At 73.6% G+C, this 22,676-nt stretch carries 27 protein-coding genes; 10 read left to right on the forward strand and 17 right to left on the reverse strand.

What is annotated here, in order from left to right; translation table 11 throughout:
• Positions 1-192 precede the first annotated feature (192 nt).
• From ACFVX9_RS07255 to ACFVX9_RS07265, 3 genes are all read right to left on the reverse strand, one after another.
• A complete protein-coding gene (locus tag ACFVX9_RS07255) occupies positions 193-720 on the reverse strand; it encodes a histidine phosphatase family protein (protein WP_063349631.1) in 528 nt (175 codons plus the stop codon).
• Between the two features lie 162 nt (positions 721-882).
• Entirely contained in the window at positions 883-1,005 is a 123-nt protein-coding gene (locus ACFVX9_RS07260; protein ID WP_279634939.1) for an SGM_5486 family transporter-associated protein, read from the reverse strand.
• A 67-nt stretch (positions 1,006-1,072) separates the two neighbouring features.
• A complete protein-coding gene (locus ACFVX9_RS07265) occupies positions 1,073-2,359 on the reverse strand; it encodes an MFS transporter (RefSeq protein ID WP_387980841.1) in 1,287 nt (428 codons plus the stop codon).
• Between the two features lie 135 nt (positions 2,360-2,494).
• On the opposite strand from ACFVX9_RS07265, the gene ACFVX9_RS07270 reads away from it, so the two are divergent.
• The gene (locus ACFVX9_RS07270; protein WP_350887659.1) at positions 2,495-3,169 is read left to right on the forward strand and encodes a FadR/GntR family transcriptional regulator; all 675 of its coding nucleotides are present in this window, start codon (positions 2,495-2,497) and stop codon (positions 3,167-3,169) included.
• A gap of 77 nt (positions 3,170-3,246) precedes the next feature.
• On the opposite strand, the gene fabI is transcribed toward ACFVX9_RS07270, so the two are convergent.
• Together fabI and fabG are read right to left on the reverse strand one after the other, a co-directional pair.
• Positions 3,247-4,014, reverse strand: a complete 768-nt coding sequence (gene fabI, locus ACFVX9_RS07275) for an enoyl-ACP reductase FabI (protein ID WP_387980843.1) — start codon at positions 4,012-4,014, stop codon at positions 3,247-3,249.
• A 2-nt stretch (positions 4,015-4,016) separates the two neighbouring features.
• A complete protein-coding gene (gene fabG, locus ACFVX9_RS07280) occupies positions 4,017-4,736 on the reverse strand; it encodes a 3-oxoacyl-[acyl-carrier-protein] reductase (RefSeq protein WP_063349627.1) in 720 nt (239 codons plus the stop codon).
• Positions 4,737-5,050: 314 nt separating this feature from the next.
• Here fabG and ACFVX9_RS07285 point away from each other — a divergent pair, with 314 nt between their 5' ends.
• The 6 genes from ACFVX9_RS07285 (at position 5,051) to ACFVX9_RS07310 (ending at position 11,000) form a co-directional block, all read left to right on the forward strand.
• Complete coding sequence (locus ACFVX9_RS07285; protein WP_380376493.1) at positions 5,051-6,196, forward strand: MBL fold metallo-hydrolase; 1,146 nt, start codon at positions 5,051-5,053, stop codon at positions 6,194-6,196.
• 127 nt (positions 6,197-6,323) lie between these two features.
• Positions 6,324-7,925: a TldD/PmbA family protein gene (locus ACFVX9_RS07290; RefSeq protein WP_380376491.1), complete on the forward strand. Its 1,602-nt coding sequence runs from the start codon at positions 6,324-6,326 to the stop codon at positions 7,923-7,925.
• On the forward strand, positions 7,925-9,322 hold the full coding sequence (locus tag ACFVX9_RS07295; RefSeq protein WP_387980846.1) for a metallopeptidase TldD-related protein: 1,398 nt from the start codon (positions 7,925-7,927) through the stop codon (positions 9,320-9,322). The genes ACFVX9_RS07290 and ACFVX9_RS07295 overlap by 1 nt, the downstream gene beginning before the upstream one ends.
• A gap of 32 nt (positions 9,323-9,354) precedes the next feature.
• Entirely contained in the window at positions 9,355-9,903 is a 549-nt protein-coding gene (locus ACFVX9_RS07300; protein ID WP_380482741.1) for an RNA 2'-phosphotransferase, read from the forward strand.
• A gap of 196 nt (positions 9,904-10,099) precedes the next feature.
• Positions 10,100-10,495: a DUF3099 domain-containing protein gene (locus ACFVX9_RS07305; protein WP_380482678.1), complete on the forward strand. Its 396-nt coding sequence runs from the start codon at positions 10,100-10,102 to the stop codon at positions 10,493-10,495.
• A gap of 277 nt (positions 10,496-10,772) precedes the next feature.
• A complete protein-coding gene (locus ACFVX9_RS07310) occupies positions 10,773-11,000 on the forward strand; it encodes a hypothetical protein (RefSeq protein ID WP_387980848.1) in 228 nt (75 codons plus the stop codon).
• Positions 11,001-11,041: 41 nt separating this feature from the next.
• On the opposite strand, the gene moaA is transcribed toward ACFVX9_RS07310, so the two are convergent.
• The 4 genes from moaA to ACFVX9_RS07330 form a co-directional block, all read right to left on the reverse strand.
• On the reverse strand, positions 11,042-12,031 hold the full coding sequence (gene moaA, locus ACFVX9_RS07315) for a GTP 3',8-cyclase MoaA (protein WP_380482680.1): 990 nt from the start codon (positions 12,029-12,031) through the stop codon (positions 11,042-11,044).
• Between the two features lie 92 nt (positions 12,032-12,123).
• A complete protein-coding gene (locus ACFVX9_RS07320; RefSeq protein WP_387980851.1) occupies positions 12,124-13,734 on the reverse strand; it encodes a cation acetate symporter in 1,611 nt (536 codons plus the stop codon).
• Positions 13,731-14,087, reverse strand: a complete 357-nt coding sequence (locus tag ACFVX9_RS07325) for a DUF485 domain-containing protein (protein ID WP_063349620.1) — start codon at positions 14,085-14,087, stop codon at positions 13,731-13,733. The genes ACFVX9_RS07320 and ACFVX9_RS07325 overlap by 4 nt, the downstream gene beginning before the upstream one ends.
• Before the next feature lie 261 nt (positions 14,088-14,348).
• Positions 14,349-15,392 carry a zinc-dependent alcohol dehydrogenase family protein gene (locus ACFVX9_RS07330; protein ID WP_380376478.1) on the reverse strand — a complete coding sequence of 348 codons (1,044 nt, stop codon included), beginning with the start codon at positions 15,390-15,392 and terminating at the stop codon, positions 14,349-14,351.
• Positions 15,393-15,550: 158 nt separating this feature from the next.
• On the opposite strand from ACFVX9_RS07330, the gene ACFVX9_RS07335 reads away from it, so the two are divergent.
• Together ACFVX9_RS07335 and ACFVX9_RS07340 are read left to right on the forward strand one after the other, a co-directional pair.
• Positions 15,551-16,546, forward strand: coding sequence for a DEDDh family exonuclease (locus tag ACFVX9_RS07335; protein ID WP_380376475.1), 996 nt, complete (start codon positions 15,551-15,553; stop codon positions 16,544-16,546).
• A 31-nt stretch (positions 16,547-16,577) separates the two neighbouring features.
• Complete coding sequence (locus ACFVX9_RS07340) at positions 16,578-17,384, forward strand: SURF1 family protein (RefSeq protein ID WP_063349618.1); 807 nt, start codon at positions 16,578-16,580, stop codon at positions 17,382-17,384.
• A gap of 47 nt (positions 17,385-17,431) precedes the next feature.
• On the opposite strand, the gene trxA is transcribed toward ACFVX9_RS07340, so the two are convergent.
• Positions 17,432-17,764, reverse strand: a complete 333-nt coding sequence (gene trxA / locus ACFVX9_RS07345) for a thioredoxin (protein WP_063349617.1) — start codon at positions 17,762-17,764, stop codon at positions 17,432-17,434.
• Positions 17,765-17,767: 3 nt separating this feature from the next.
• Positions 17,768-18,193: a MerR family transcriptional regulator gene (locus ACFVX9_RS07350; protein ID WP_063349616.1), complete on the reverse strand. Its 426-nt coding sequence runs from the start codon at positions 18,191-18,193 to the stop codon at positions 17,768-17,770.
• Between the two features lie 177 nt (positions 18,194-18,370).
• Between ACFVX9_RS07350 and ACFVX9_RS07355 the strand changes: the two genes are divergently transcribed.
• On the forward strand, positions 18,371-19,141 hold the full coding sequence (locus ACFVX9_RS07355) for an SDR family oxidoreductase (RefSeq protein ID WP_387980854.1): 771 nt from the start codon (positions 18,371-18,373) through the stop codon (positions 19,139-19,141).
• Positions 19,142-19,183: 42 nt separating this feature from the next.
• On the opposite strand, the gene ACFVX9_RS07360 is transcribed toward ACFVX9_RS07355, so the two are convergent.
• From ACFVX9_RS07360 to ACFVX9_RS07385, 6 genes are all read right to left on the reverse strand, one after another.
• The gene (locus tag ACFVX9_RS07360) at positions 19,184-19,825 is read right to left on the reverse strand and encodes an alkaline shock response membrane anchor protein AmaP (RefSeq protein ID WP_387980856.1); all 642 of its coding nucleotides are present in this window, start codon (positions 19,823-19,825) and stop codon (positions 19,184-19,186) included.
• A complete protein-coding gene (locus tag ACFVX9_RS07365) occupies positions 19,822-20,430 on the reverse strand; it encodes a DUF6286 domain-containing protein (protein WP_387980858.1) in 609 nt (202 codons plus the stop codon). Before ACFVX9_RS07365 ends, ACFVX9_RS07360 begins: the two co-directional genes overlap by 4 nt.
• Positions 20,427-20,774 (reverse strand): Asp23/Gls24 family envelope stress response protein, encoded by a 348-nt coding sequence (locus ACFVX9_RS07370; RefSeq protein WP_363369085.1) that lies wholly within the window; start codon positions 20,772-20,774, stop codon positions 20,427-20,429. Before ACFVX9_RS07370 ends, ACFVX9_RS07365 begins: the two co-directional genes overlap by 4 nt.
• The gene (locus tag ACFVX9_RS07375) at positions 20,774-20,965 is read right to left on the reverse strand and encodes a hypothetical protein (RefSeq protein ID WP_063349611.1); all 192 of its coding nucleotides are present in this window, start codon (positions 20,963-20,965) and stop codon (positions 20,774-20,776) included. Before ACFVX9_RS07375 ends, ACFVX9_RS07370 begins: the two co-directional genes overlap by 1 nt.
• Before the next feature lie 52 nt (positions 20,966-21,017).
• Entirely contained in the window at positions 21,018-21,542 is a 525-nt protein-coding gene (locus tag ACFVX9_RS07380; protein ID WP_380376497.1) for an Asp23/Gls24 family envelope stress response protein, read from the reverse strand.
• A gap of 217 nt (positions 21,543-21,759) precedes the next feature.
• Positions 21,760-22,566 (reverse strand): enoyl-CoA hydratase/isomerase family protein, encoded by an 807-nt coding sequence (locus ACFVX9_RS07385; protein ID WP_380376463.1) that lies wholly within the window; start codon positions 22,564-22,566, stop codon positions 21,760-21,762.
• Positions 22,567-22,676: the final 110 nt, after the last annotated feature.

A 22,676-nucleotide genomic window follows, 5' to 3' on the forward strand; every position in this document is an offset into this window, starting at 1 on the left:
GATACGTCGGGGGGGGGGGGGCGGGGGCCGAAGGGGGGGTGGGCGGCGCTCGGAGAAAGGGGCCCCGAAACACAGAGGGGGGGTGCCCGCCCCCTTCCCCCCCCCGCCCCTCGTCGTCATCGAAGCCCGAAGCCCGGAGCAACGGAGCCCGGAGCAACGGAGCCCGTACGGAACCCGGAGCTCCGTACCGGGTCAGTCCTGCGGCGTGTAGTACGAGACCAGCGCGGCCGCGCCCGGCTCGACGCCCTTCCACGAGCCGCTGAAGCTGAGCACCGCGATCGCCGCCGTCGGGAAGCCGCCGAGCCGCAGCCGCTCCAGCGCGTCCCGGTCGCCCGCGTCCCCGGCCAGCACCTGGGTCAGGCCCAGCACGCCGGGGTTGTGCCCGACCAGCACCACGTCCGCGTACTCCTCCGGGGTCTCCTGGAGGACGGCGATGATCTCGCCGGGGCTGGCCTCGTAGATCCGGTCCTCGTACACGGTCTTGCGGGCCCGCTTCGGCAGCTCGTGCGCCGCCAGCTTCCACGTCTCGCGGGTGCGCAGCGCGGTGGAGCAGAGCACGTACTCGGGGTTGATGCCGGAGTCGACCAGCCAGCGGCCGGCGTCCGGGGCCTGGTGACGGCCCCGGTCGGCCAGCGGCCGCTCGTGGTCGTCCACGCCGTTGGGCCAGTCGGCCTTGGCATGGCGGAGAACGATGATCCTGCGGGACGTGTCGGCGCTCATACCCAGCAAGCTTGGCAGAAAAGCCGCTCCGGGGCGCGATGCTCCCGGATGCCGCCACTCGCAGGGGTGGCGGGTGTCATCATCCGCCGTTCGTCCGGCCCTTCCGATAAACGGGGGTGGCCGGTGAGCGGCGGTCGTGCGCGGGGGGGGGGATGGACCGGATCAGCCTATGGCGGCGGCGACGGAGGCGATGATCGCCACCAGCACCACGATGCCGGCGATCGCCAGGGCGATCTGGCCGAGCTGCTTGCGGCCGTCGGTCGGGTTGGGATCGAGAACGGGCATGTCCGGGATTCTTCCACCCCGAACACGCCCGTCGGTCACCGACCCCTCGGCGTTGGCCGGCCCTTGGTCAGGCCTTGACCTGCGCCACGGGGTGGACCGCCTCGTCCTCGATGTGCCGGGCCATCGCGGCCCGCAGGCCGAACAGCACCTGCGGCACCAGCAGCAGCGCCAGGAAGCCCAGCGGGCCGTACCACTCGCCGGTCATCTGGTAGATCCCGCCGATCAGGAACGGGCCGGGGATGGAGATCAGGTAGCCGACGCCCTGGGCGAAGGCGGAGAGCTGGGCGACCCCGCCGGCGGTGCGGGCGCGCAGCCCGATCATCGTCAGCACCAGCGGGAAGGCGCAGTTGGACAGGCCCACCAGGACCGCCCAGAGCCACGGCGCGCCGGCCGGGGCCAGCGCCAGCCCGGCGTAACCGGCGATGCCGCAGGCTGCCAGCACGACGACGAACAGCCGCTGGTCGCCGCGGCGAACGGCCAGGTTGGGCAGCACGAAGGAGACCGGCACGCCGATCACCATGGTCACCGCGAGCAGCACCCCGGAGGTGCCCTCGTCGATGCCGGAGGCCTGGAAGATCTTCGGCATCCAGCCCATCACCCCATAGGCGCCGGCGGCCTGGAGGCCGAAGAAGCAGGCCATCGCCCAGGCCGTCCGGCTGCGGGTGATCGGCAGCCTGGCGGCGGCCGCCCCGCCCGCGCGCTCGCCGCGCTCGCGCTTGGTCAGCAGCACCGGGAGCCAGAGCAGCAGGGCCAGCGCGGCGAGACCGGCCCAGACGCCCAGGCCGTAGCGCCAGTCGCCGCCGAGCGCGCTGGTCATCGGCACGCTGACGGCGGCGGCCAGCGCGGTGCCGGCCGACAGCGCCATCGAGTACAGGCCGATCATCGGACCGACCTTGTCCGGGAAGTAGCGCTTGATCACCACCGGGATCAGCACGTTGGAGACCGCCACACCGGCCAGCGCGAGCGCCGTCAGCAGCAGGAACACCGCGGTGCCGCCGGCGAAGGAGCGGGAGAGCACGCCCACGGTGATCGCGCCCATGCCCGCGGTGATCACGGCGATCGGGCCGATCCGCCGGGCCATCGAGGGCGCGGCGTAGCCGAACAGGCCGAAGCAGAGCGACGGGACGGCGGTGAGCAACCCGGCGAGCGTCGGGTTCATCCCGAGGTCGGCGCGGACCTGGTCGAGCAGCGGTCCGAGGCTGGTGACCACGGGGCGCAGGTTGAAGGCGGCGGCGGCGATCGCGACGGCGAACAGCCAGCCCAGGTACTTGCCGGAGGAGGGCGTGGAGGGCCGCTCGGTCTGCGGCCGGGCCTCGGTTCGTGGGGAGGCGGTGGTGTCTGCTGCGGGAGGCATGGGCACCATCATAGAATGATGGGATGAATCGGCGCACCTTCGAATTGGCATGATGTGCCGACCCTCTCCCCCACCGGACGCCGGCCCTCCCACCCGCCGGCCCCGTCCATCGAACCGTAGCCGCAAGGAGTACCCGTGGCGCTGTCCTCGCCGAGGCGCACCCCGCTGTCCGACCAGGTGATCGCGCAGCTGCGCGCCCAGATCACCTCCGGAGAGTGGCCCGTCGGCTCACGCATCCCCACCGAGGCCGCACTCGTCGAACAGCTCGGCGTCGCCCGCAACACCGTCCGCGAGGCCGTCCGCGCCCTCGCCCACAACGGGCTGCTCGACATCCGCCAGGGCTCCGGCACCTACGTGCTCGCCACCAGCGAGCTGGCCGGGGTCATGCACCGCCGCTTCGCCGACGCCGACCAGGCGCAGGTCGCCGAGCTGCGGGCCGCCCTGGAGACCTCCGCGGCCGGCCTCGCCGCGGCCCGCCGCACCGACCGCGACCTCGGCCTGCTGGACGCCGCGCTGGGCCGCCGCGAGAGCGCCTGGCACTCCGGCGACGCCGAGGACTTCATCCAGGCCGACGCCGCGTTCCACCAGGCCGTCGTCGCCGCCGCCCACAACGACGTGCTGGCCGCCGTCTACGCCGACCTCGGCGAGGTCACCCGCGCCCACCTGCGGCACGACGTCGGCCCCGAGCTGATCGCCGAGCGCTACATCGGCCACGCCACCATCCTCGACGCCATCCGGGCCGGCGACGCCCAGCGCGCCTCCGTCGAGGCCGGCCGCGCCATCGGCGCGTGCACCCCCGCCGACGCCTGAGGCGCCCCGGCACGTCCTGGAACGCCGCTGCCCGGCACCCCCACGAGGGTGCCGGGCAGCGGCGTGCGGCGAAGCGGTCAGGCGCCGATGGCGTGCAGACCGCCGTCGACGTGGATGATCTCGCCGGTGGTCTTCGGGAACCAGTCCGACAGCAGCGCGACGATGCCGCGGCCGGCCGGCTCCGGGTCGCTCAGGTCCCACTTCAGCGGGGAGCGGTGGTTCCAGGTGTCCGCGAGGTCGCCGAAGCCCGGGATGGACTTGGCGGCCATCGAGCCGAGCGGGCCGGCCGAGATCAGGTTGCAGCGGATGTCCCGCTCGCCCAGGTAGCGCGCCAGGTAGCGGTTGGTCGACTCCAGGGCGGCCTTGGCCGGGCCCATCCAGTCGTACTGCGGCCAGGCGAACTGCGCGTCGAAGGTGAGGCCGACGACCGAGCCGCCGTCCTGCATCAGCGGCAGCAGCGCCATGGTCAGCGACTTCAGCGAGAAGGCCGAGACGTTCATCGCGGTGGCCACGGACTCCCACGGGGTGTCCAGGAAGTTGCCGCCCAGGGCGTCCTGCGGGGCGAAGCCGATCGAGTGGACGATGCCGTCCAGGGTCGGCAGGTGCTCGCGGACCGTGTCGGCGATGCCCGCCAGCTCCTCCGCGCTGGAGACGTCCAGCGGCAGCACGGTGACCGGCTTCGGCAGCTTCTTGGCGATCCGCTCGGTCAGGCTCGGGCGCGGGAACGCGGTGAGGATGATCTCCGCACCCTGCTCCTGGGCGAGCTTGGCGGCGTGGAAGGCGATGGAGGACTCCATCAGCACACCCGTGATCAGGATGCGCTTGCCCTCAAGGATTCCAGTCATGCTCAGTGACCCATGCCCAATCCGCCGTCCACGGGAATGACGGCTCCGGTGATGTACGCGGCCTCGTCCGAACCGAGGAACCGCACGGTGGACGCGACCTCGGCGGGCGACGCGTAGCGGCCCAGCGGCACGCCCGAGACGATGTCCGCGCGGCGCTCGTCGCTGAGCACAGCGGTCATGTCGGTGTCGACGAAGCCGGGGGCGACCACGTTGACGGTGATGTTGCGCGGGCCCAGCTCGCGCGCCAGCGACCGGGCGAAGCCGACCAGGCCCGCCTTGGACGCGGCGTAGTTCGACTGGCCCGGCGAGCCGGACAGGCCCACCACGGACGAGATCAGCACGACGCGGCCCTTGCGGGCGCGCATCATCAGCTTCGAGGCGCGCTTGACCACCCGGAAGGCCCCGGTCAGGTTGGTGTCCAGGACGGAGGTGAAGTCCTCCTCGGACATGCGCAGCAGCAGGGTGTCGTTGGTGATGCCCGCGTTGGCGACCAGCACCTGGACCGCGCCGTGCTTCTCCTCGATCTCGGTGAAGGCGGCGTCGACCTGCGCGGCGTCCGTGATGTCGCAGCGCACCGCGAGGACGTCGTACTTCTGCAGGGCCTCCGGCACCTCGCCCGAGCGGCTGGTGATGGCGACCTTGTCACCCGCCTCGGCGAAGGCCTGGGCGATCGCGAGGCCGATGCCCCGGTTTCCTCCGGTGACGAGAACCGAGCGGCTCAACGATCCACCTCTCTCCGTGTGTGCGGACGTACGTCGGAACGCGTACGCAGTGTGACGCTATCGGGCGGTCGGCGGTGTCGGCGCATCGGGCTCCCACAGCGCCGCACCGGAGGAACTGTCGCAATCCGACAATCCGTACCCGCAGCGCCCCGCACCTGCTCAGCCGCCCTGACCGAACCACGGCCGGAGCCCAGCCGGCGCCGCCGTACGGGAACAACACGGCCCCGCGCACCCGTTGCCCCCGTGGTGCGGGCCGACCCGGGACCGGCCGTACCGATCCCCGAAGGGTCCCGCGAGGAACGAAGGCAGGGCGCATGACCAAGGCACGGCCCAGGAGCACCCACCGGAACGGACGGCTGCTGGCCCTGACCGCCCTCGCGGCCGGCCTGGGAGCGGCCGCCTGGTCGCTGCGCGACCTGCCGGCGGCGTTCGGCCGGCGGCCGGACGGCGAGCACGAGGAGCGGGTGCGCGACTCGCCGCAGTACCGCGACGGCGTCTTCCACAACGCCCCCTCCACCCTGGCCCGGGCCACCACCGCCCCGGACATCGACCGCGGCACCATCCGCCGGATGCTGTTCGAGCGCGAGGGCCGCGTCCCCGCCCACCCCGTGCCGACCGTCCGCCCCGCCGGTGGCCCCGGCCCGGCCGCCGAGGGCGTGGCGATCACCTGGTACGGGCACGCCTCCGCGCTGGTGGAGATCGAGGGCTCCCGGGTGCTGCTCGACCCGATCTGGAGCGAGCGCTGCTCCCCTGCCGCGCACGTCGGCCCCAAGCGGCTGCACCCCGTGCCGGTGGAACTGGAGGAGCTGCCGCAGGTCGACGCCGTGCTGATCTCGCACGACCACTACGACCACCTGGACATGGCGACGGTCAAGCGCCTGGTGCGCAGCCAGTCCGCGCCGTTCGCGGTACCGCTGGGCATCGGCGGCCACCTGCGCCGCTGGGGCGTCCCGGAGCACCGCATCATCGAGCTGGACTGGGACGAGACCTGCACCCTCGGCGACCTGGTGCTCACCCTCACCTCGGCGCACCACTTCTCCGGCCGCGGCCTGACCCGCAACACCACCCTGTGGGGCTCCTGGGTGATCGCCGGCCCCGACCGCAAGGTCTTCTACACCGGTGACTCCGGCTACTTCGAGGGCTACGCCCGGATCGGCGACCGGCACGGCCCCTTCGACGCCGCGCTGGTGCAGATCGGCGCCTACGACGCCGCCTGGGCCGACATCCACATGACCCCCGAGGACGCCGTGCGCGCCCACCGCGACCTCCAGGCGGGCCTGCTGGTGCCGGTGCACTGGTGCACCTTCAACCTGGGCCTGCACCCGTGGGCCGAGCCGATCGAGCGGGTGCTGGCCGAGGCCAAGGCGCAGGCCGTCCCGCTGGCCGTGCCGCGCCCCGGCGAGCGGGTCGACGTGGACAACCCGCCGGAGCTGGACGGCTGGTGGGAGATCGTCGGCTGACCGACCGGCCACCACGGCGGCGCACCGGCCGAAATGCGCTGGCCGAAACCCCCTGGACCGGCCATGATGCGGTGCGGGCGCCCCTGTGTGGCGCCGCACCGCCACCCTCCGCGACCAGGGAGCACGATTGCCTCCGATCCCTCCGGCCGACAGCGTCGGCGCCCCGCACGGGCGCGCCGTCGACCCGCTGTTCCTCGCCTTCCCGCTGCGCACCCTCGCCGACGCCGCCCTCACCCGGGCCCGCGAACTCGGCGCCGCCCACGCCGACTTCCGCCTGGAGCGGGTCCGCAGCGCCTCCTGGCGGCTGCGCGACGCCCGCCCGGCCGGCACCTCCGACAGCGTGCAACTCGGCTTCGCCGTCCGGGTGCTGCTGGACGGCGCCTGGGGCTTCGCCGCCGGGGTGGACCTCACCGCCGACGCGGCGGCGCGGGTCGCCGAGCAGGCCGTCGCGGTGGCCCGCCTGTCCGGCGGGATCAGCCGGGCCGCCGGCTCCGCCGAACGGGTCGAGCTGGCCGACGAGCCGGTGTACCGGGACGCCACCTGGGTCTCCTCCTACGAGGTGAACCCCTTCGAGGTGCCGGACGCGGAGAAGACCGCACTGCTCGCCGAGTGGAGTTCGCGGCTGCTGGCCGCCGAGGGCGTCTCGCACGTCCAGGCGAGCCTGCTGACCGTCCAGGAGAACAAGTTCTACGCGGACACCGCGGGCACCGTCACCACCCAGCAGCGGATCCGGCTGCACCCCACGCTGGAGGCCACCTCGGTGGACGAGCGCACCGGGGCCTTCGACTCGATGCGCACGCTGGCCCCGCCGGTCGGACGCGGCTTCGAGTACCTCACGGGGGTCCGGGGGCCGTCCCCCGACGGCCGGGGCCTGCCCGCGACGGGCTGGGACTGGGACGCCGAACTCGCCGAACTGCCCACCCTGCTGGCCGAGAAGATGAAGGCGCCGAGCGTCCGGGCCGGCCGCTACGACCTGGTCATCGACCCGTCCAACCTCTGGCTGACCATCCACGAGTCGATCGGCCACGCCACCGAGCTGGACCGCGCCCTCGGCTACGAGGCCGCCTACGCCGGCACCTCCTTCGCCACCTTCGACCGGCTCGGCTCGCTCAGGTACGGCTCCGAACTGATGCACGTCACCGGCGACCGCACCGCCGAGCACGGCCTGTCCACGATCGGCTACGACGACGAGGGCGTCGCCACCCAGTCCTGGGACCTGGTCAAGGACGGCACCCTGGTCGGGTACCAACTCGACCGCGGCATGGCCAAGCTGAAGGGCTTCGAGCGCTCCAACGGCTGCGCCTTCGCGGACTCCCCGGCCCACGTGCCGGTGCAGCGGATGGCCAACGTCTCGCTCCAGCCCGCCGCCGACGGCCCGGACACCGAGGGCCTGTTCGCCGGGGTGGAGAACGGCCTGTACATCGTCGGCGACCGCTCCTGGTCGATCGACATGCAGCGCTACAACTTCCAGTTCACCGGCCAGCGCGCCTACGCCATCAAGAACGGCGAACTCGCCGGCCAGGTCAAGGACTTCGCCTACCAGGCGACCACCACCGACTTCTGGGGCTCGATGACGGCGGTCGGCGGCCCGCAGACCTACGTCCTCGGCGGCGCCTTCAACTGCGGCAAGGCGCAGCCCGGCCAGATCGCGGCGGTCAGCCACGGCTGCCCGTCGGCGCTGTTCCGCAACGTCAACGTGCTCAACACCCAGCAGGAGGCGGGTCACTGATGACCGCGATGCAGCCCCACGAACTGGTCGAGCTGGCACTCGGCCTCGCCCGCGCCGACGGCTGCGTGGTGATCGCCGACGAGGAGTCCACCGCCAACCTGCGCTGGGCCGGCAACTCGCTGACCACCAACGGCGTCACCCGCGGCCGCCGCCTCACCGTGATCGCCACCGTGGCCGGGGCCGAGGGCACCGCCTCCGGCGTGGTCTCCCGCGAGGCCGTCACCCCGGACGAGGTGGAGGGCCTGGTCCGCGCCGCCGAGGAGGCCGCCCGCGCGGCCGGCCCGGCCGAGGACGCCCAGCCGCTGGTGGCCGACCGGCCGTCCTCCCCAGACTTCACCCGGCCGCCCGCCGAGACCTCGATCGCGGTGTTCGACGCCTTCGGCCCGGCCCTCGGCGAGGCCTTCGCCCGGGCCGCCGCGCAGGGCGAACTGCTGTACGGCTTCGCCCGGCACGAGGTGGTCAGCAGCTACCTGGGCACCTCCACCGGCCTGCGGCTGCGCCACGACCAGCCGACCGGCATGGTCGAGATCAACGCCAAGACCGCCGACCTGTCCGGCTCCGCGTGGGCCGGCGCCGCCACCCGGGACTTCTCCGACGTGGACGTCACCGCCCTGCACACCGAGCTGACCAAGCGCCTCGGCTGGGGCGCCCGCAAGGTGGACCTGCCGGCCGGCCGGTACGAGACGCTGCTGCCGCCCTCGGCCGTCGCCGACCTGATGCTCTGCCTCGCCTGGTCCGCCGTCGGCCGCGACGCCCACGAGGGCCGCACCGTCTTCTCCAAGCCCGGCGGCGGCACCCGGATCGGCGACAAGCTCGCCGGGCTGCCGCTCACGCTGCGCACGGACCCGGCCGAACCCGGCCTGGAGTCGGAGCCGTTCGTCCTCGCGCACTCGACCGGCGGGGACATCTCGGTCTTCGACAACGGCCTGCCGATCGACGCCACCGAGTGGATCCGCGAGGGCGTGCTGGCCGACCTGGTCACCAGCCGCCACTCCGCCGGCCTCACCGGCCTGCCGCTGCGCCCGTTCGGCGACAACCTGGTGCTGGAGACGGCCGACCAGGACAGCGCGCCGACCCTGGACGAGATGATCGCCCGCACCGAGCGCGGCCTGCTGCTCACCTGCCTCTGGTACATCCGCGAGGTGGACCCGGCGACGCTGCTGCTCACCGGTCTGACCCGGGACGGCGTCTACCTGGTCGAGAACGGCGAAGTCGTCGGCGCGGTCAACAACTTCCGGTTCAACGAGTCCCCGGTGGACCTGCTGGACCGGATCACCGAGGCGGGCCGCACCGAGCGCTGCCTGCCCCGCGAGTGGAGCGACTACTTCACCCGCACCGCGATGCCACCCGTGCGTGTCGCGGACTTCAACATGAGTTCGGTCAGCCAGGCCTCATAGCCACTGACCAACGGGGGGATACGAGAGACATGATGGACGAGAAGCGGCTGGTCAAGACGAGCAAGATGCTGTCGCGCATCCTGCGGCACGAACCGGAGCGGGTGGGCGTCACGCTGGACGAGTCCGGCTGGATCCGGATCGACGTGCTCCTCACCGCCCTCGCGGCGAAGGGCAACCGGCTGACCAGGGCCGATCTGGACCACGTGGTGGCGGCCAACAACAAGCGCCGCTTCGGCTACTCCGCGGACGGTCTCTCGATCCGCGCCAACCAGGGCCACACGGTGGCGGTCGACCTCGGCCTGGCCGCCACCGTGCCGCCCCCGGTGCTCTACCACGGCACCGCCGACCGCCACCTGGCGTCGATCTTCCGGGAGGGCCTGCGCCCGATGGCCCGGCAGGACGTCCACCTGTCCGCGGACACCGAGACCGCGGTCCGGGTCGGCGCCCGGCACGGCCGCCCGGTGGTGCTCACCGTGAACGCGGCCGCGATGGCGGCGGCCGGCCACGAGTTCCGGATCAGCGACAACGGCGTCTGGCTCACCGACGCCGTCCCGCCGCAGTTCCTCTCCCGGCGGTCGTGAGGCCCCTCGCCCCGCCGTTCCGATTGCCCGTCCCGATTGCCCGTCCCGATCGGCCGTCCCGATCGGCCGGACAGTCCCTTCGCACACCCGACCGGGTGGGTCCGCCCCACCCGGTCTCGTCGTCCCCGCTGCCCAGGCGTACCGTGAGGAGGCCGCGCGGCGAGTCGCGCGGGAGCGTGGACGAGGGCGGTAGGACATGGGCAAGAGCGCCGACGGTGGACAGCAGGTCCACCGGATCACGGGAGCGCGGAGCAGCCTCACCGAGGACGTCCGCGGGCGGCAGCGCCGCTACGTGGTCTCGATGCTGCTCCGGACGGTCTGCGTGCTGCTCGCCGTGGTGCTGTGGGACGTCCAGCGGTGGCTGGCGTTCGCGGCGCTGGCCGGCGCCGTGCTGCTGCCGTACTTCGCCGTCCTGATCGCCAACGCGGGCCGGGAGCGGGCGCCGGGACTGCCGAGCACCTTCGACATCCCGCTGGACACCCCGCTGATGCTCGGCCCCGGTGGGACGGGTGGGAGGGGTGGGGCAGCTGGGGCCCCCGGTACAGGAGGGGCAAAGACCGCTGCCACCGATCCTTCACAGGGCCAGAACTGACCGTCCGTTTCGCGACGTTTCGAGAGAATCCGGCTCGAAGAAAGCTCAGAAGAAGCTCAGATTAATCATGCAAGACCTCCCCATCCGAGGCCCCTGGCGTGACATACTGCGTACGCGCTCCGCATCCCCCGTCGGAGCGACGGACCGACGCCGGGCGGCTCCCCCCGTGGCTGCCCGGCGTCGCCATGCCCGGATCCGGGCGGGCTCCCTCCGGGCCGCGCGGAGCGCGTGAAACACTGGCGGTGCAGACCACCCGCCTAGCGCTGAGGACGACCCGATGGACACCCCGCAGACGCCGATCTGCTCCGCCAAGGGCTGCCGGGCGGACGCCCGTTGGGTACTGGTGTGGAACAACCCCAAGCTGCACACCCCGGACCGCCGCAAGACCTGGCTCGCCTGCGACGAGCACCGTGAGCACCTGTCCCAGTTCCTCGGCGTGCGCGGCTTCCTCAAGGAGGTCGTCGCCTTCGCCGACTGGACCCCGGACCCGTCCGAGACGCCCTGACCGCCCGGGGCGCTCCGACCTCCCACGCCGTCCGAGGCCCGCTAGCCGCCGATCGCCGACATCGGTCGCTCGGGCTGGTGGAACTCCGGGTCGTCGATCCCGGCCCCGGCCTTCTTGCCCCACATCGCCGCCCGCCACAGCGCGCCCAGCTCGGCGTCGTCCGCGCCCGAGCGCAGGGCGGTGCGCAGGTCCGTCTCCCCGGTCGCGAACAGGCAGTTGCGCACCTGCCCGTCGGCGGTCAGCCTGGTCCGGTCGCAGGCCCGGCAGAACGGGCGGGTGACGGAGGCGATCACGCCCACCTGGGCCGGGCCGCCGTCCACCAGCCAGCGTTCGGCGGGCGCCGCGCCCCGGCGGGCGGACGGCTCCGGGGTGAGCGCGAACCGCGCGCGGAGCAGGTCGAGGATCTCCTCGGCGGTGACCATCGCGGAGCGGTCCCAGCCGTGCTGGGCGTCCAGCGGCATCTGCTCGATGAAGCGCAGCTCGTAGCCGTGCTCCAGGCACCAGGCCAGCAGGTCGGGCGCCTCGTGGTCGTTGACCCCGCGCATCAGCACCGCGTTCAGCTTGACCGGCGTCAGCCCGGCGGCCTCGGCGGCGGCCAGCCCGGCCAGCACGTCCTGGTGGCGGTGGCGGCGGGTGAGGGTGTGGAACACCTCGGGGTCGAGGGTGTCCAGCGAGACGTTGACCCGGTCGAGCCCGGCCTCGCGCAGCGCCGTCGCGGTACGGGCCAGCCCGATGCCGTTGGTGGTGAGGGACAGCTCGGGGCGCGGATCCAGCTCCGAGCAGGCGGCGACGATGGCGACCAGGCCGGGGCGCAGCAGCGGCTCGCCGCCGGTGAAGCGGACCTCCCGGACGCCCAGGTCGCGCACCGCGAGGGTGACCAGCCGGACGATCTCCTCGTCGGTCAGCAGCTCGGGCTTGGCCAGCCAGCGCAGGCCCTCTTCCGGCATGCAGTAGGTGCAGCGGAGGTTGCACCGGTCGGTGAGGGATACCCGCAGGTCGACGGCCTGGCGTCCGAAGGTGTCGAGCAGCACGTGCGTCCCTTCCCGAGAATGCGGCCGGCCCGGCCACCGTCACGGCGGGCCGGGCCAGCATAGTCATCGCCGGTCGGTCGGTGGGCGCCCGGTCAGTGGGCGCCCAGCCCGGTCAGCGCCCGAACCTCCAGTTCAGCGTACTTCGCCGGGTCGGGTCGGTCCTTGGACAGCAGGGTGGCGATCCACCCGGCCAGGAAGCCGATCGGGATGGAGACCAGGCCCGGGTTCTCCAGCGGGAACCAGTGGAAGTCGGTGTCCGGGAACAGCGAGGTCTTCGCGCCGGAGACCACCGGGGAGAAGACCACCAGCACCACCGAGCTGGTCAGGCCGGCGTAGACCGAGCTGACCGCGCCGGAGGTGGTGAAGCGCTTCCAGAACAGCGAGTAGAGCAGGGTCGGCAGGTTCGCCGAGGCGGCCACCGCGAAGGCCAGGGCGACCAGGGCGGCGGTGTTGAGCTTGCCCGCGAAGAGGCTGAGCACGATGGCCACCGCGCCGATCGCGACGGCGGCCCACTTCGCCGAGAGCACCTCCTGCTTCTCGGTGGCCTTGCCGCGCCGGATCACGTTGGCGTACAGGTCGTGCGCGAAGGAGGCGGAGGACGCCAGGGTGAGTCCGGCGACCACGGCCAGGATGGTGGCGAAGGCGACGGCGGAGATCACCGCGAGCAGGATCGCGCCGCCGGTGGTGCCGGAGCCTCCGCCGAGCACCTCGGCCAGCTGCGGGGCCGCCGTGTTGCCGGAGGCGTTGGCCGCCTTGATCGCCTTGGGGCCGACCAGCGCCGCCGCGCCGAAGCCGAGCGCCAGGGTCATCAGGTAGAAGACGCCGATGATGCCGATCGCCCAGAGCACCGACTTCCGGGCCGCCTTGGCGGTGGGCACGGTGTAGAAGCGGACCAGGATGTGCGGCAGGCCGGCGGTGCCGAGCACCAGCGCGATCCCGAGGCTGATGAAGTCGAGTTTGCTGGTGTCGCTGGCCCCGTACTTCAGCCCCGGTTCGAGGAAGGCCGCGCCCTTGCCGCTCGCGCTGGCGGCGGCGCCGAGCAGTTCCGAGGGGTTGAAGTGGTACTTGGCGAGCACCAGGACGGTCATCAGCGCGGTGCCGGCGATCAGCAGCACGGCCTTGACGATCTGCACCCAGGTGGTGCCCTTCATGCCCCCTATCACCACGTAGACGACCATCAGCGCGCCGACGGCGACGATGGTCCAGCGCTTGGCGGCGTCCCCGTTGACCCCGAGCAGCAGGGCGACCAGCGTCCCGGCGCCGACCATCTGGGCGAGCAGGTAGAAGATCGACACCACGATGGTGGAGACGCCCGCCGCGGTGCGCACCGGGCGCTGGCGCATCCGGAACGCGAGGACGTCCGCCATGGTGAAGCGGCCGGAGTTGCGCAGCGGTTCGGCGATCAGCAGCAGCGCGACCAGCCAGGCGACCAGGAAGCCGATCGAGTAGAGGAAGCCGTCGTAGCCGGAGAGCGCGATGGCGCCGGCGATGCCGAGGAAGGACGCGGCGGACATGTAGTCGCCGGAGATGGCCAGGCCGTTCTGGAATCCGGTGAAGCCGCGGCCGCCGGCGTAGAAGTCGGCCGCGTCCTTGGTCTGCCGCCCGGCCCAGACGGTGATCGCGAGGGTGGCCAGCACGAACAACCCGAAGAGGGTCATCGTGATGCCGCGGTGCTCCGTGGCGGAGCTGGCGAGCAGGGTCATTCGGCGGACTCCCGGGGAGCGTGGACGACGGCGCCGTGGGCCTCGCGGATCGCGGCGGCGGTCGGGTCGATCCGCCGGTCGGCGTAGCGGGCGTACCAGGCGGCGATGGCGAAGGTGGTGACGAACTGCAGCAGCCCCAGCACCAGGGCCACGTTGATGTGCCCGACGACCTTGGCGCCCATCAGGCCGGGCGCGTAGCAGGAGAGCAGCACGTAGAGCAGGTACCAGAGCACGAAGCCGATGGTGACCGGGAAGGCGAAGCTCCGGAACGAGCGCCTCAGGGTACGGAACTCCTCGCTCTCATCGATGAGTTGGACTTCCGTAGGGGTAGTGGTGATCGGCGGCGAATCCACTCTGTCTCTCCTCACTCCTTCGGCGTAGCGGTCGCACACGGGGAACGATCGGACGTGAGGGGCGTCACAATCCGTGTGCGCGCCGCGCAATGCTAGGAGCGTCGCGTCCGCCCCGAAAGGGGTTGACCGCGATCAGCCAGTCGTTCACCCTCTCGCACTATCCAATTGGCCGAAAACCACCACTCGCGCCACTTCACGACACCGCCGCCACACGCCGAAGGGGCGGCACCGTCCAGCAGTGCCGCCCCTTCTGACGCATCGTCAGAAAGTGATCCGGACCTTCAGCGCCGAGCGGTCGTCCATCGCCCGGTACCCGTCCGGGACACCGTCCAGGCCCACCGTGCGGTCGAACACCAGACCCGGCTCGATGGCCCCGGAGAGGACGTCCGGCAGCAGGTCGGGGATGTAGGCGCGGGCCGGGGCGACGCCGCCGTTGAGCGAAACGTTTCGGCCGAACATCTGACCGATGTCGACGCCCGCACTGCCGCCGTGCGGAACGCCGACGTAGCCCACCGCGCCGCCGTCCCGGGCGATCGAGACGGCCGTACGCATCGACTCCTCGGTCCCGACCGCCTCCAGGACCGCGTGCGCACCCTGGCCGCCGGTCAGCTCCTTCACCGCCTCGATCCCGGCCTCGCCGCGCTCGGCCACCACGTCGGTCGCGCCGAAGCGCCGGGCCAGGTCGGTGCGGGCGGTGTGCCGGCCCAGCGCGATGATGCGGTCCGCGCCCAGCCGGTGCGCCGCCAGCACGCCGCACAGGCCCACCGCGCCGTCGCCGACCACGGCGACCGTCACGCCCGGGCGCACCCGCGCCGACACGGCGGCATGGTGCCCGGTGGCCATCACGTCGGACAGCGCCAGCAGCCCCGGCAGCAGCTTCTCGTCGCCCGCGGCCTCCTTCGGCAGCTTCACCAGCGTGCCGTCCGCGAACGGCACCCGCACCGCCTCGCCCTGACCGCCGTCGGAGCCGACCTCGCCCCAGAACCCGCCGTGCGGGCAGGAGGTCTGCAGGCCCTCCCGGCAGAAGTCGCAGCTGCCGTCCGACCAGACGAACGGCGCCACCACCAGGTCGCCGGGCGCGAAGCCGCGCACCTCGGCGCCCGCCTCCTCGACCACGCCCAGGAACTCGTGCCCGATCCGCTGCCCGGCCACCCGCTGGGCCACCCCGCGGTACGCCCACAGGTCGCTGCCGCAGATGCAGGCGTTCACCACCCGCACCACGACGTCCGTCGGGTGCTGGATCACCGGGTCCGGGACCTCTTCGATCCGGATGTCATTGGGGCCGTGGATCACGGTGGCGCGCATGGGAGTTCGTCCTTACGGAGTCGGCCGTCGGGGGGTGTCGGCAGCCGGTTGACGGCGTCGACCGGCTAGGCGACGCCTATGCGGAATACTCTATTCCGGTCGCTCGGCCGGAACATTTCGACCGGACGCGGGCCCGACGGCGCTTATCCTGTTGGACCATGCACCCGATCCAGCCCGAGACGTACGGCGCGCCGCGGACCGTCCAGGTCCCCGCCCAGCGCACCGCCGCCCCCGCCGAGGGCTTCGCGGTGGTCGACGTCGAGACCACCGGCCTCGGCCGCTCGGACCGCGTCATCTCGGCGGGCGTCTACCAGCTGGACCCGGACGGCGAGGTCACCGACCACTGGTACACCCTGGTCAACCCCCAGCGGGACCCGGGCCCGGTCTGGATCCACGGCCTCACGTCGGAGCTGCTCTCCGGCGCCCCGACCTTCCCGCAGATCGCCGACGAGTTCGCCGACCGGCTGAACGGCCGGGTCCTGGTCGCCCACAACGCGCTCTTCGACTGGAACATGATCTCGCGCGAGTTCTCCCGGGCCGGCCTGCGCGCCCCGGTCGAGCAGCGGATCTGCACCATGGTGCTCTCCCGCGACCTGCGGCTGCCGCTGCCCAACGGCAAGCTGTCCTCGCTCGCCGCCCACTTCGGCGTCCGCCAGCAGCACGCCCACAACGCCCTGGACGACGCCCGGGTGCTCGCCGAGGCGTTCCGCCCCAGCCTGCACCTGGCCCGCCAGGGCGGCGTCCCGCTGCCGGTGCAGGCCTGCGTGGCCGTCACCGACCTCGGCGAGGACGAGCCCGCCACCCCCGGCCGCGCCTCCTGGACCGGCGCCGCCTACCGCCAGGCCAAGAAGCGCCCGCCCTGCCCGTACCCCAACCCGGGACGCTGGGAGGACGGCAAGCCGCTGGTGCAGGGCATGCGGGTGGCCTTCACCGGCGACACCGCCACCGACCGGGAGCTGCTGGAGGACCGCGCCGCCGAGGCCGGCCTGCACATCGCCACCTCGGTGAGCCGGCTCACCAGCCTGCTGGTCACCAACGAGCCGGGCAGTTGGAGCGGCAAGGCCCGCCGGGCCCGCGAGGTCGGCACGCCGGTGGTCGGCGAGGACGCCTTCCTCCAACTGCTCCGCGAGGTCGCCCCGCACCCCGGTGCGTGAGCCGGATGTGAAGTCGGCGTACCGTGCCCATGTGTACCGTTTTCTGCTGACCCGCCAGTGGCTGATCACCATGCTGATCGCGCTGCTGCTGATCCCCGCGACGATCGAGCTGGGCTTCTGGCAGCTGCACCGCCACGAGTCGCGGGTGGCCCGGAACGACCTGATCGGCAAGGCCCTCACCGTCGCCCCCGTGCCGTTCGACACGGTGTCGTCGGCCCCCGGCTTCGCGGTGCCCAAGGACCTCATCTGGCACCCGGTGACGGCCACCGGGCAGTACGACACGGCGCACGAGTTCGTCGTCCGCAAGCGGACCGACTCCAGCGGGGACACGATCGGCTACTTCGTCATCACCCCGCTCAAGCTCTCCGACGGCAGGGGCAGCATCCTGGTCAACCGCGGCTGGGTGGCCGGCGACGGCGGCGCCACCGCCTACCCGACCGTCCCGGCCGCCCCGACCGGCGAGGTCTCCCTCACCGGTCGGATGCGCGCCGACGAGACCACGGGCAGCAGCGGCATCAAGGACCGCGCCGGCCTGCCCGACCGGCAGTTCAACCTGATCAACACCGAGCAGCAGGCCAAGGAGACCGGCGTCACCACCGTGCTCGGCGGCTACCTGGAGCTCACCGCCACCACCCCGGCCCCCGCCGACCAGCCCGAGCTGATCCCCGAGCCCAACCACTCCGACATCGGCCCGCACATGGCGTACGCGATCCAGTGGTGGCTGTTCACCGCGATGATCCCGGTCGGGGTCGGGGTGCTGGCCCGCCGCGAGGCCAAGGACCGGGCCAAGCAGGCCGCCGAGGCCGAGGTGCCGGTCGAGGCCGTACCGGCGGCCTGAGGCCCCGGCCCGAGGCCCCTACCCGGGGGAACGCCCCGGAGAACCGCCTACAGCACGTCCTCCAGCTCGCGCAGCAGCCGCGCCTTGGCCCGGGCGCCGACCACCGAACGCACCGGCTCGCCGCCGCGGAACACCATCAGCGTCGGCATCGACAGCACCCCGTACGCCGCCTGGGTGCGCGGATTGCGGTCCACGTCCACGCTGACCACCCGCAGCCGGTGCGCCTCCTCACGGGCGACGTCCGCCAGCACCGGCGCCATCATCCGGCACGGCGGGCACCAGTCCGCCGTGAAGTCCACCAGCACCGGCCCTTCGGCCGCCAGCACCTCCGCGGCGAACGTGTCGTCCGTCACCGCGGGCACCCCTGGGATCTGCACCATCGTCTACTCCTTCGCCCATTCGTTCGCCAGTTCACAGCGCGGCGGCTGTCCGGAGGGCTCGGCCGCCAGCCCGTCCCGGGCCCGTACCGCCCGGTCGAACTGCCCGGCCACCTGGGCCCGGACGTCCTGCAGCCGGGCGATGCACTCGTCCAGTTCGGCGAGCTTGCGCCGGTACACCTCCAGCGAGGCCGGGCAGGAGTCGCCCTCGGGGTGGCCCGCCTGGAGGCACTCCACGAACGGGCGGGTCTCCTCCAGGCCGAACCCGAAGTCCTGCAGCGTCCGGATCTGCCGCAGCAGCCGCAGGTCCTCCTCGTCGTACGCCCGGTAGCCGTTGCCCGCCCGGCGGGCCGGCAGCAGGCCGAGCTGCTCGTAGTACCGCAGCGCCCGGGTGGTCGTCCCCGCCCGCTCCGCCAGCTCCCCGATCCGCATCCCCGCACCCGCTCTCCCGGCCCGCCTCCGCACGCCGCCGGGACCGACGGTAGACCTTGACCCGGACGTCAACGCCAGCCCGTACGCCGCCCGCCCTCCACCGCCCCCGGCGCCACGTCACCCCGCCCCAGCCCCCGGCCCTCCCCCTCGCGCCCGCCACCCGGCAGGATGGGCCCCATGGATCTTGGACTGAAGGACAAGGTGTACGTGGCCACCGGCGCCACCCGGGGCCTCGGCTTCGCCGCCGCCCGGGAGCTGGCCGCCGACGGAGCACGGGTGCTGGTCAGCGGGCGCGGCAAGGAGTCCGTGGCCGCCGCCGTCGCCGAGCTGGACGCCATCGGTGGCGCCGGGACGGCCCACGGCCTGGCCGCCGACAACGCCGACCCGGCGACCGCCGAACGGCTGATCGCCGAGGCGACCAGGCACTTCGGCCGGCTCGACGGCGTGCTGATCAGCGTCGGCGGCCCCCAGGCCGGCCCGGTGGCCACCGCCCCCGAGGAGGCCTGGCGCGACGCGTTCGAGTCGGTCTTCCTCGGCGCGCTGCGGCTCGCCCGCGCCGCCGCCGCAGCCCTCGGCGAGGGCGGCGTGATCGGCTTCGTGCTCTCCGGCTCGGTGCGCCAGCCGATCCCCGGCCTGGGCATCTCCAACGGCCTGCGCCCGGGGCTGGCGATGGCCGCCAAGTCCCTCGCCGACGAGCTCGGCCCGCGCGGCATCCGGGTGGTGGGCCTGCTCCCGGCCCGGATCGACACCGACCGGGTGCGCGAGCTGGACTCCCTGGGCGGCGACCCGGACGCCGCCCGCGCCCAGGCCGCCGCGACCATCCCGCTCGGCCGCTACGGCACCCCGGAGGAGTTCGGCAAGGTCGCGGCCTTCCTGCTCTCCCCCGCCGCCTCCTACCTGACCGGTGTGATGATCCCCGTCGACGGCGGCGCCCTGCGCCCTCTCTAGGACGCACACGGGGGCGGGCGCCCGAATCCGCCCGCCCCCGGTTCACTCCACCCGCGGGGGTCTGCGCCGCCCGCGGCGCCGTCGCGACTCGGGCCGGGCGGCCTGGAGGATCCGGATCCGCAGGTCGGCGGGGAGTTCCGGGAGACCCAGGCTGGTCCGGGCGTCGGTTCGCGGGCCGGTGTCGAAGTGCTCCACCAGGGCCGCCGGATCGCCGCCGGGGGTGAGCCGGACGGCGCACCGCAGCCGCGGGTGCCCGGGTGCGCGCACCAGGCGTACGCCCGCGCGCTCGACTTCGGGGAGCGTGGCCGTCCCGGTCTCCAGCGCCTCTTCCAGCGCCCGGGTGCGGACCCGCAGCCGGAGTCCGGTGGCACCGGGCGTCGGCACGACGAGGCCGGCCGGGCCGCTGCGCCGCAGCTGCGCCACCAGCCACCAGGCCGTGCCCGCGACCACCACGGCCAGCCCGCCGATGACGGTGGGCCACCACCAGGCCGAATCCGCCCAGCGGGTGCGCGAGCGGGCACTGAGCACCGGCTGGTCCGGGGAGGTGAGCGGCCACCAGCCCGGCGGGTCGGCGCCGAGCCGCCGGTACAGGTCGAACCCGCCGGCCAGCACCAGCACGCCGGCGGCCAGCAGCACCGCCCCGACCACGCCCAGCAGCACCCGGTTGACGGCCGTCCGCCTCATCCCGCCGCCCCCACCCCGGGCCCCGCCCCGGGCGCCGCCCGCACGTCCAGGCGCAGCGGCCGGGCCAGCGTCACCCGTGCCAGCTCGTCGCGCAGTTGGCGCTGGACCGACACCGGGTCCGCCGCCCCGATGAGGGTGACCCGGACGCGCCGGCGGCTGATCCGGATCCGCAGCTGGTCGATGCCCTGGAGTCCGGCGGCGCGGTCGGCGAGCAGGTGCCCGATGCCGGCCCGGTCGATGACGGCGCCGGTGTCGCCGTGCCGGCGCAGCGGGAGCCAGCGGCCGAGACCGGGGGCGAGGGCCAGCCAGAGCAGCACCCCGCCGAGGAGGACGGCGGCGCCGGCACCCACTAGCGCCCACAGGTAGTCGAGGTGACGGGTGGCCAGTTCGTCAGCGATCCGGGCGCGCCACCGGCGGGTCGGGTACCCGGCGCGGACGGCGATCACGTCGTACAGCAGCGCGCCCGCGAGCACCAGCAGCACGGTGGCGACGAACGCCGCGACGACGGCCCGCGGCGCCCGCGGCCGCCGTACCTTCTCCGGCGGGGGCCCGTCCCCGGCCGCCGTCGCCTCCTCGCCGGGCACCGGTTCGCCCCCCGCACTCATGACACTCCCCCGGTCACCAGCCGCTCCACGACGACGACCACCTCGGACACCCTGGTCCCGGTGAACCCGGCGACCTGCGCGGCGACGCGTTCGCGGACGGCCCGGGCGAGCGCCGCGAGGTCGGCGGGGAAGGGCAGTGCGACGGCGACCCGGACGGTCACGGTGCTGCCGGGCGTGGCCACCGAGACGGCGGGCGGTGCGCCCTTGGCGGTGCGGCCGGTCCAGGCGTCGGCGAGGGCCTCGCGGGCGGCCCGGGCCGCGATGCGGGCGTAGACGCGGTCGGCGATCCGGAGTCGGCCCCGGGCGGCGGGTTCGCGGCGGGCACTGGTGGTGGGAGCCGCCATCAACGGCGCCGGTCGCGGCCGCGGAGCAGGTCGCCGAGGTCGCCCAGCTCGATGTCGCCCTCCAGCAGGCGGCCGGCCACGAAGCCGACCAGCCCGAGCGCGGCGACCAGCAGGAACGCCGCGAAGCCGCCGAAGTACCCGGCGAAGCCGAGGGCCATGCCCACCACCAGGCCGACGATGGCCAGGTTCATCCGCTACTCCTCGTCCTCGCTGCCGCCCGCCGCCGGGCGCTTCGTGGGCTCGCTACTTGAGCTTGGGCCGCTGCCCCGCGACGACCGTCTCCTCTTCCTCCTCCTCGACGTCGGGCTCGTCGGGGAGGTGGACGTCGTTGACCGCGATGTTGACCTCGACGACTTCCAGGCCGGTCATCCGCTCGACCGCGTCGATGATGTTCTCCCGTACCTGGCGGGCGAGTTCGGGGATGACCACGCCGTACTCGACGACCAGGGCGATGTCGATGGCGGTCTGCTTCTCGCCGACCTCGGCCTTGATGCCGCGCCCGACGCCGGACTTGCCGCCCGGCACCCGGTCGCGCATCGCGCCGAAGGTGCGGGCGAGGCCGGAGCCGAGGGCGTGGATGCCGTTGACCTCGCGGGCGGCCATCCCGGCGATCTTCTCGACCACGCCGACGGCCAGCGCCGTGCGGCCGCGCTCGCCGGTCGGCTTGCCGGCGTCGGTCGCGGCGGAGGCGGCGGACGCAGAGGACGGCGAGGACGGCGCGTGGACGGCGGAGCCGGCGGCCGCGACGTGGCCGGGGTTCTTGTGCATGGTGGCGGGGGTCGGAGTGTCAGGCATGGGGGCGCATCTCCCGTCGTACGGCTCCAGCTATATCGCAAATCCCCATAACTCTGGCATTTCGCCACGTTCCGCGCCCGCCGGGGAGGGCCGCCGGGACGCCACCGGGACGCCACCGGGAACGTCGAGGGCCCGGCCCGGGGAGCACACCCCGGGCCGGGCCCGTTCACACGACGCAGCCGGACAGGTCCTAGTCGCCGATCCCGGCGAGGTCCCGAAGGCGGCGGGCCTGCGCCGCCCGTTCGGCCGAGCGCTGCTCGTCGAAGGAGCGGCCGGCGGCGCCCTGGAGCAGGGCCTTGGTCTCGATGACGGCGTTGCGCGGCGCGGCCAGCAGGGCGGCGGCGAGGTCGCGGGCGGCGGCGTCCAGTTCCGCACCGGGGACGGCCAGGTTGGCCAGCCCGATGGCGGCGGCCTCCTCGGCGCCGATCCAGCGGCCGGTGGCGCAGATCTCCAGCGCCCGGGCGTAGCCGACGAGTTCGGTGAGCGGCTTGGTGCCGGCCAGGTCGGGGACGAGGCCGAGCGAGGTCTCCTTCATGGCGAACTGGACGTCGTCGGCGACGACGCGCAGGTCGCAGCCGAGGGCGAGCTGGAAGCCGGCGCCGACGGCATGGCCCTGGACGGCGGCGATGGAGACCAGGTCGGGGCGGCGCCACCAGGTGAAGGCCTGCTGGTAGGAGGCGATGGTGTCGTCGAGCTCCTGGTCGGGGGCGCCGGCGAGCTGGAGGAAGGTGGGCTCGCCGGGGATGCCCTCGGGGGTGAACATGGCCCGGTCCAGGCCCGCCGAGAAGGAGACGCCCTCCGCGCGCAGCAGGACCACCCGGACGCCGCCGGGCAGGTCGCGGCCGGCGGCGGCGAGGGCGCGCCACAGGGCGGGCGACTGGGCGTTGCGCCGCTTGGGCTGACACAGGGTGACGACGGCGAGCTCACCGTCGATCTCCAGGCGGACGCCGTCCTGCTCCCAGCTCGGGGCCTGCGGGTCGGTGGCGGGGGCGGTCATGCGGGGACCTCCGGTGGCGAGGGGCTTGGCTACCGGAGAGTAACAAACCTGGGCGCGCGGCGGCAGGGCGCCGGCCCGGAAAGATCGACGGAAGGGGGGCGCCCGGGGGT

Origin of the sequence: Kitasatospora sp. NPDC058243 (assembly GCF_042882025.1) — a bacterium.
In the GTDB taxonomy this organism is placed as follows: Bacteria; Actinomycetota; Actinomycetes; order Streptomycetales; family Streptomycetaceae; genus Kitasatospora.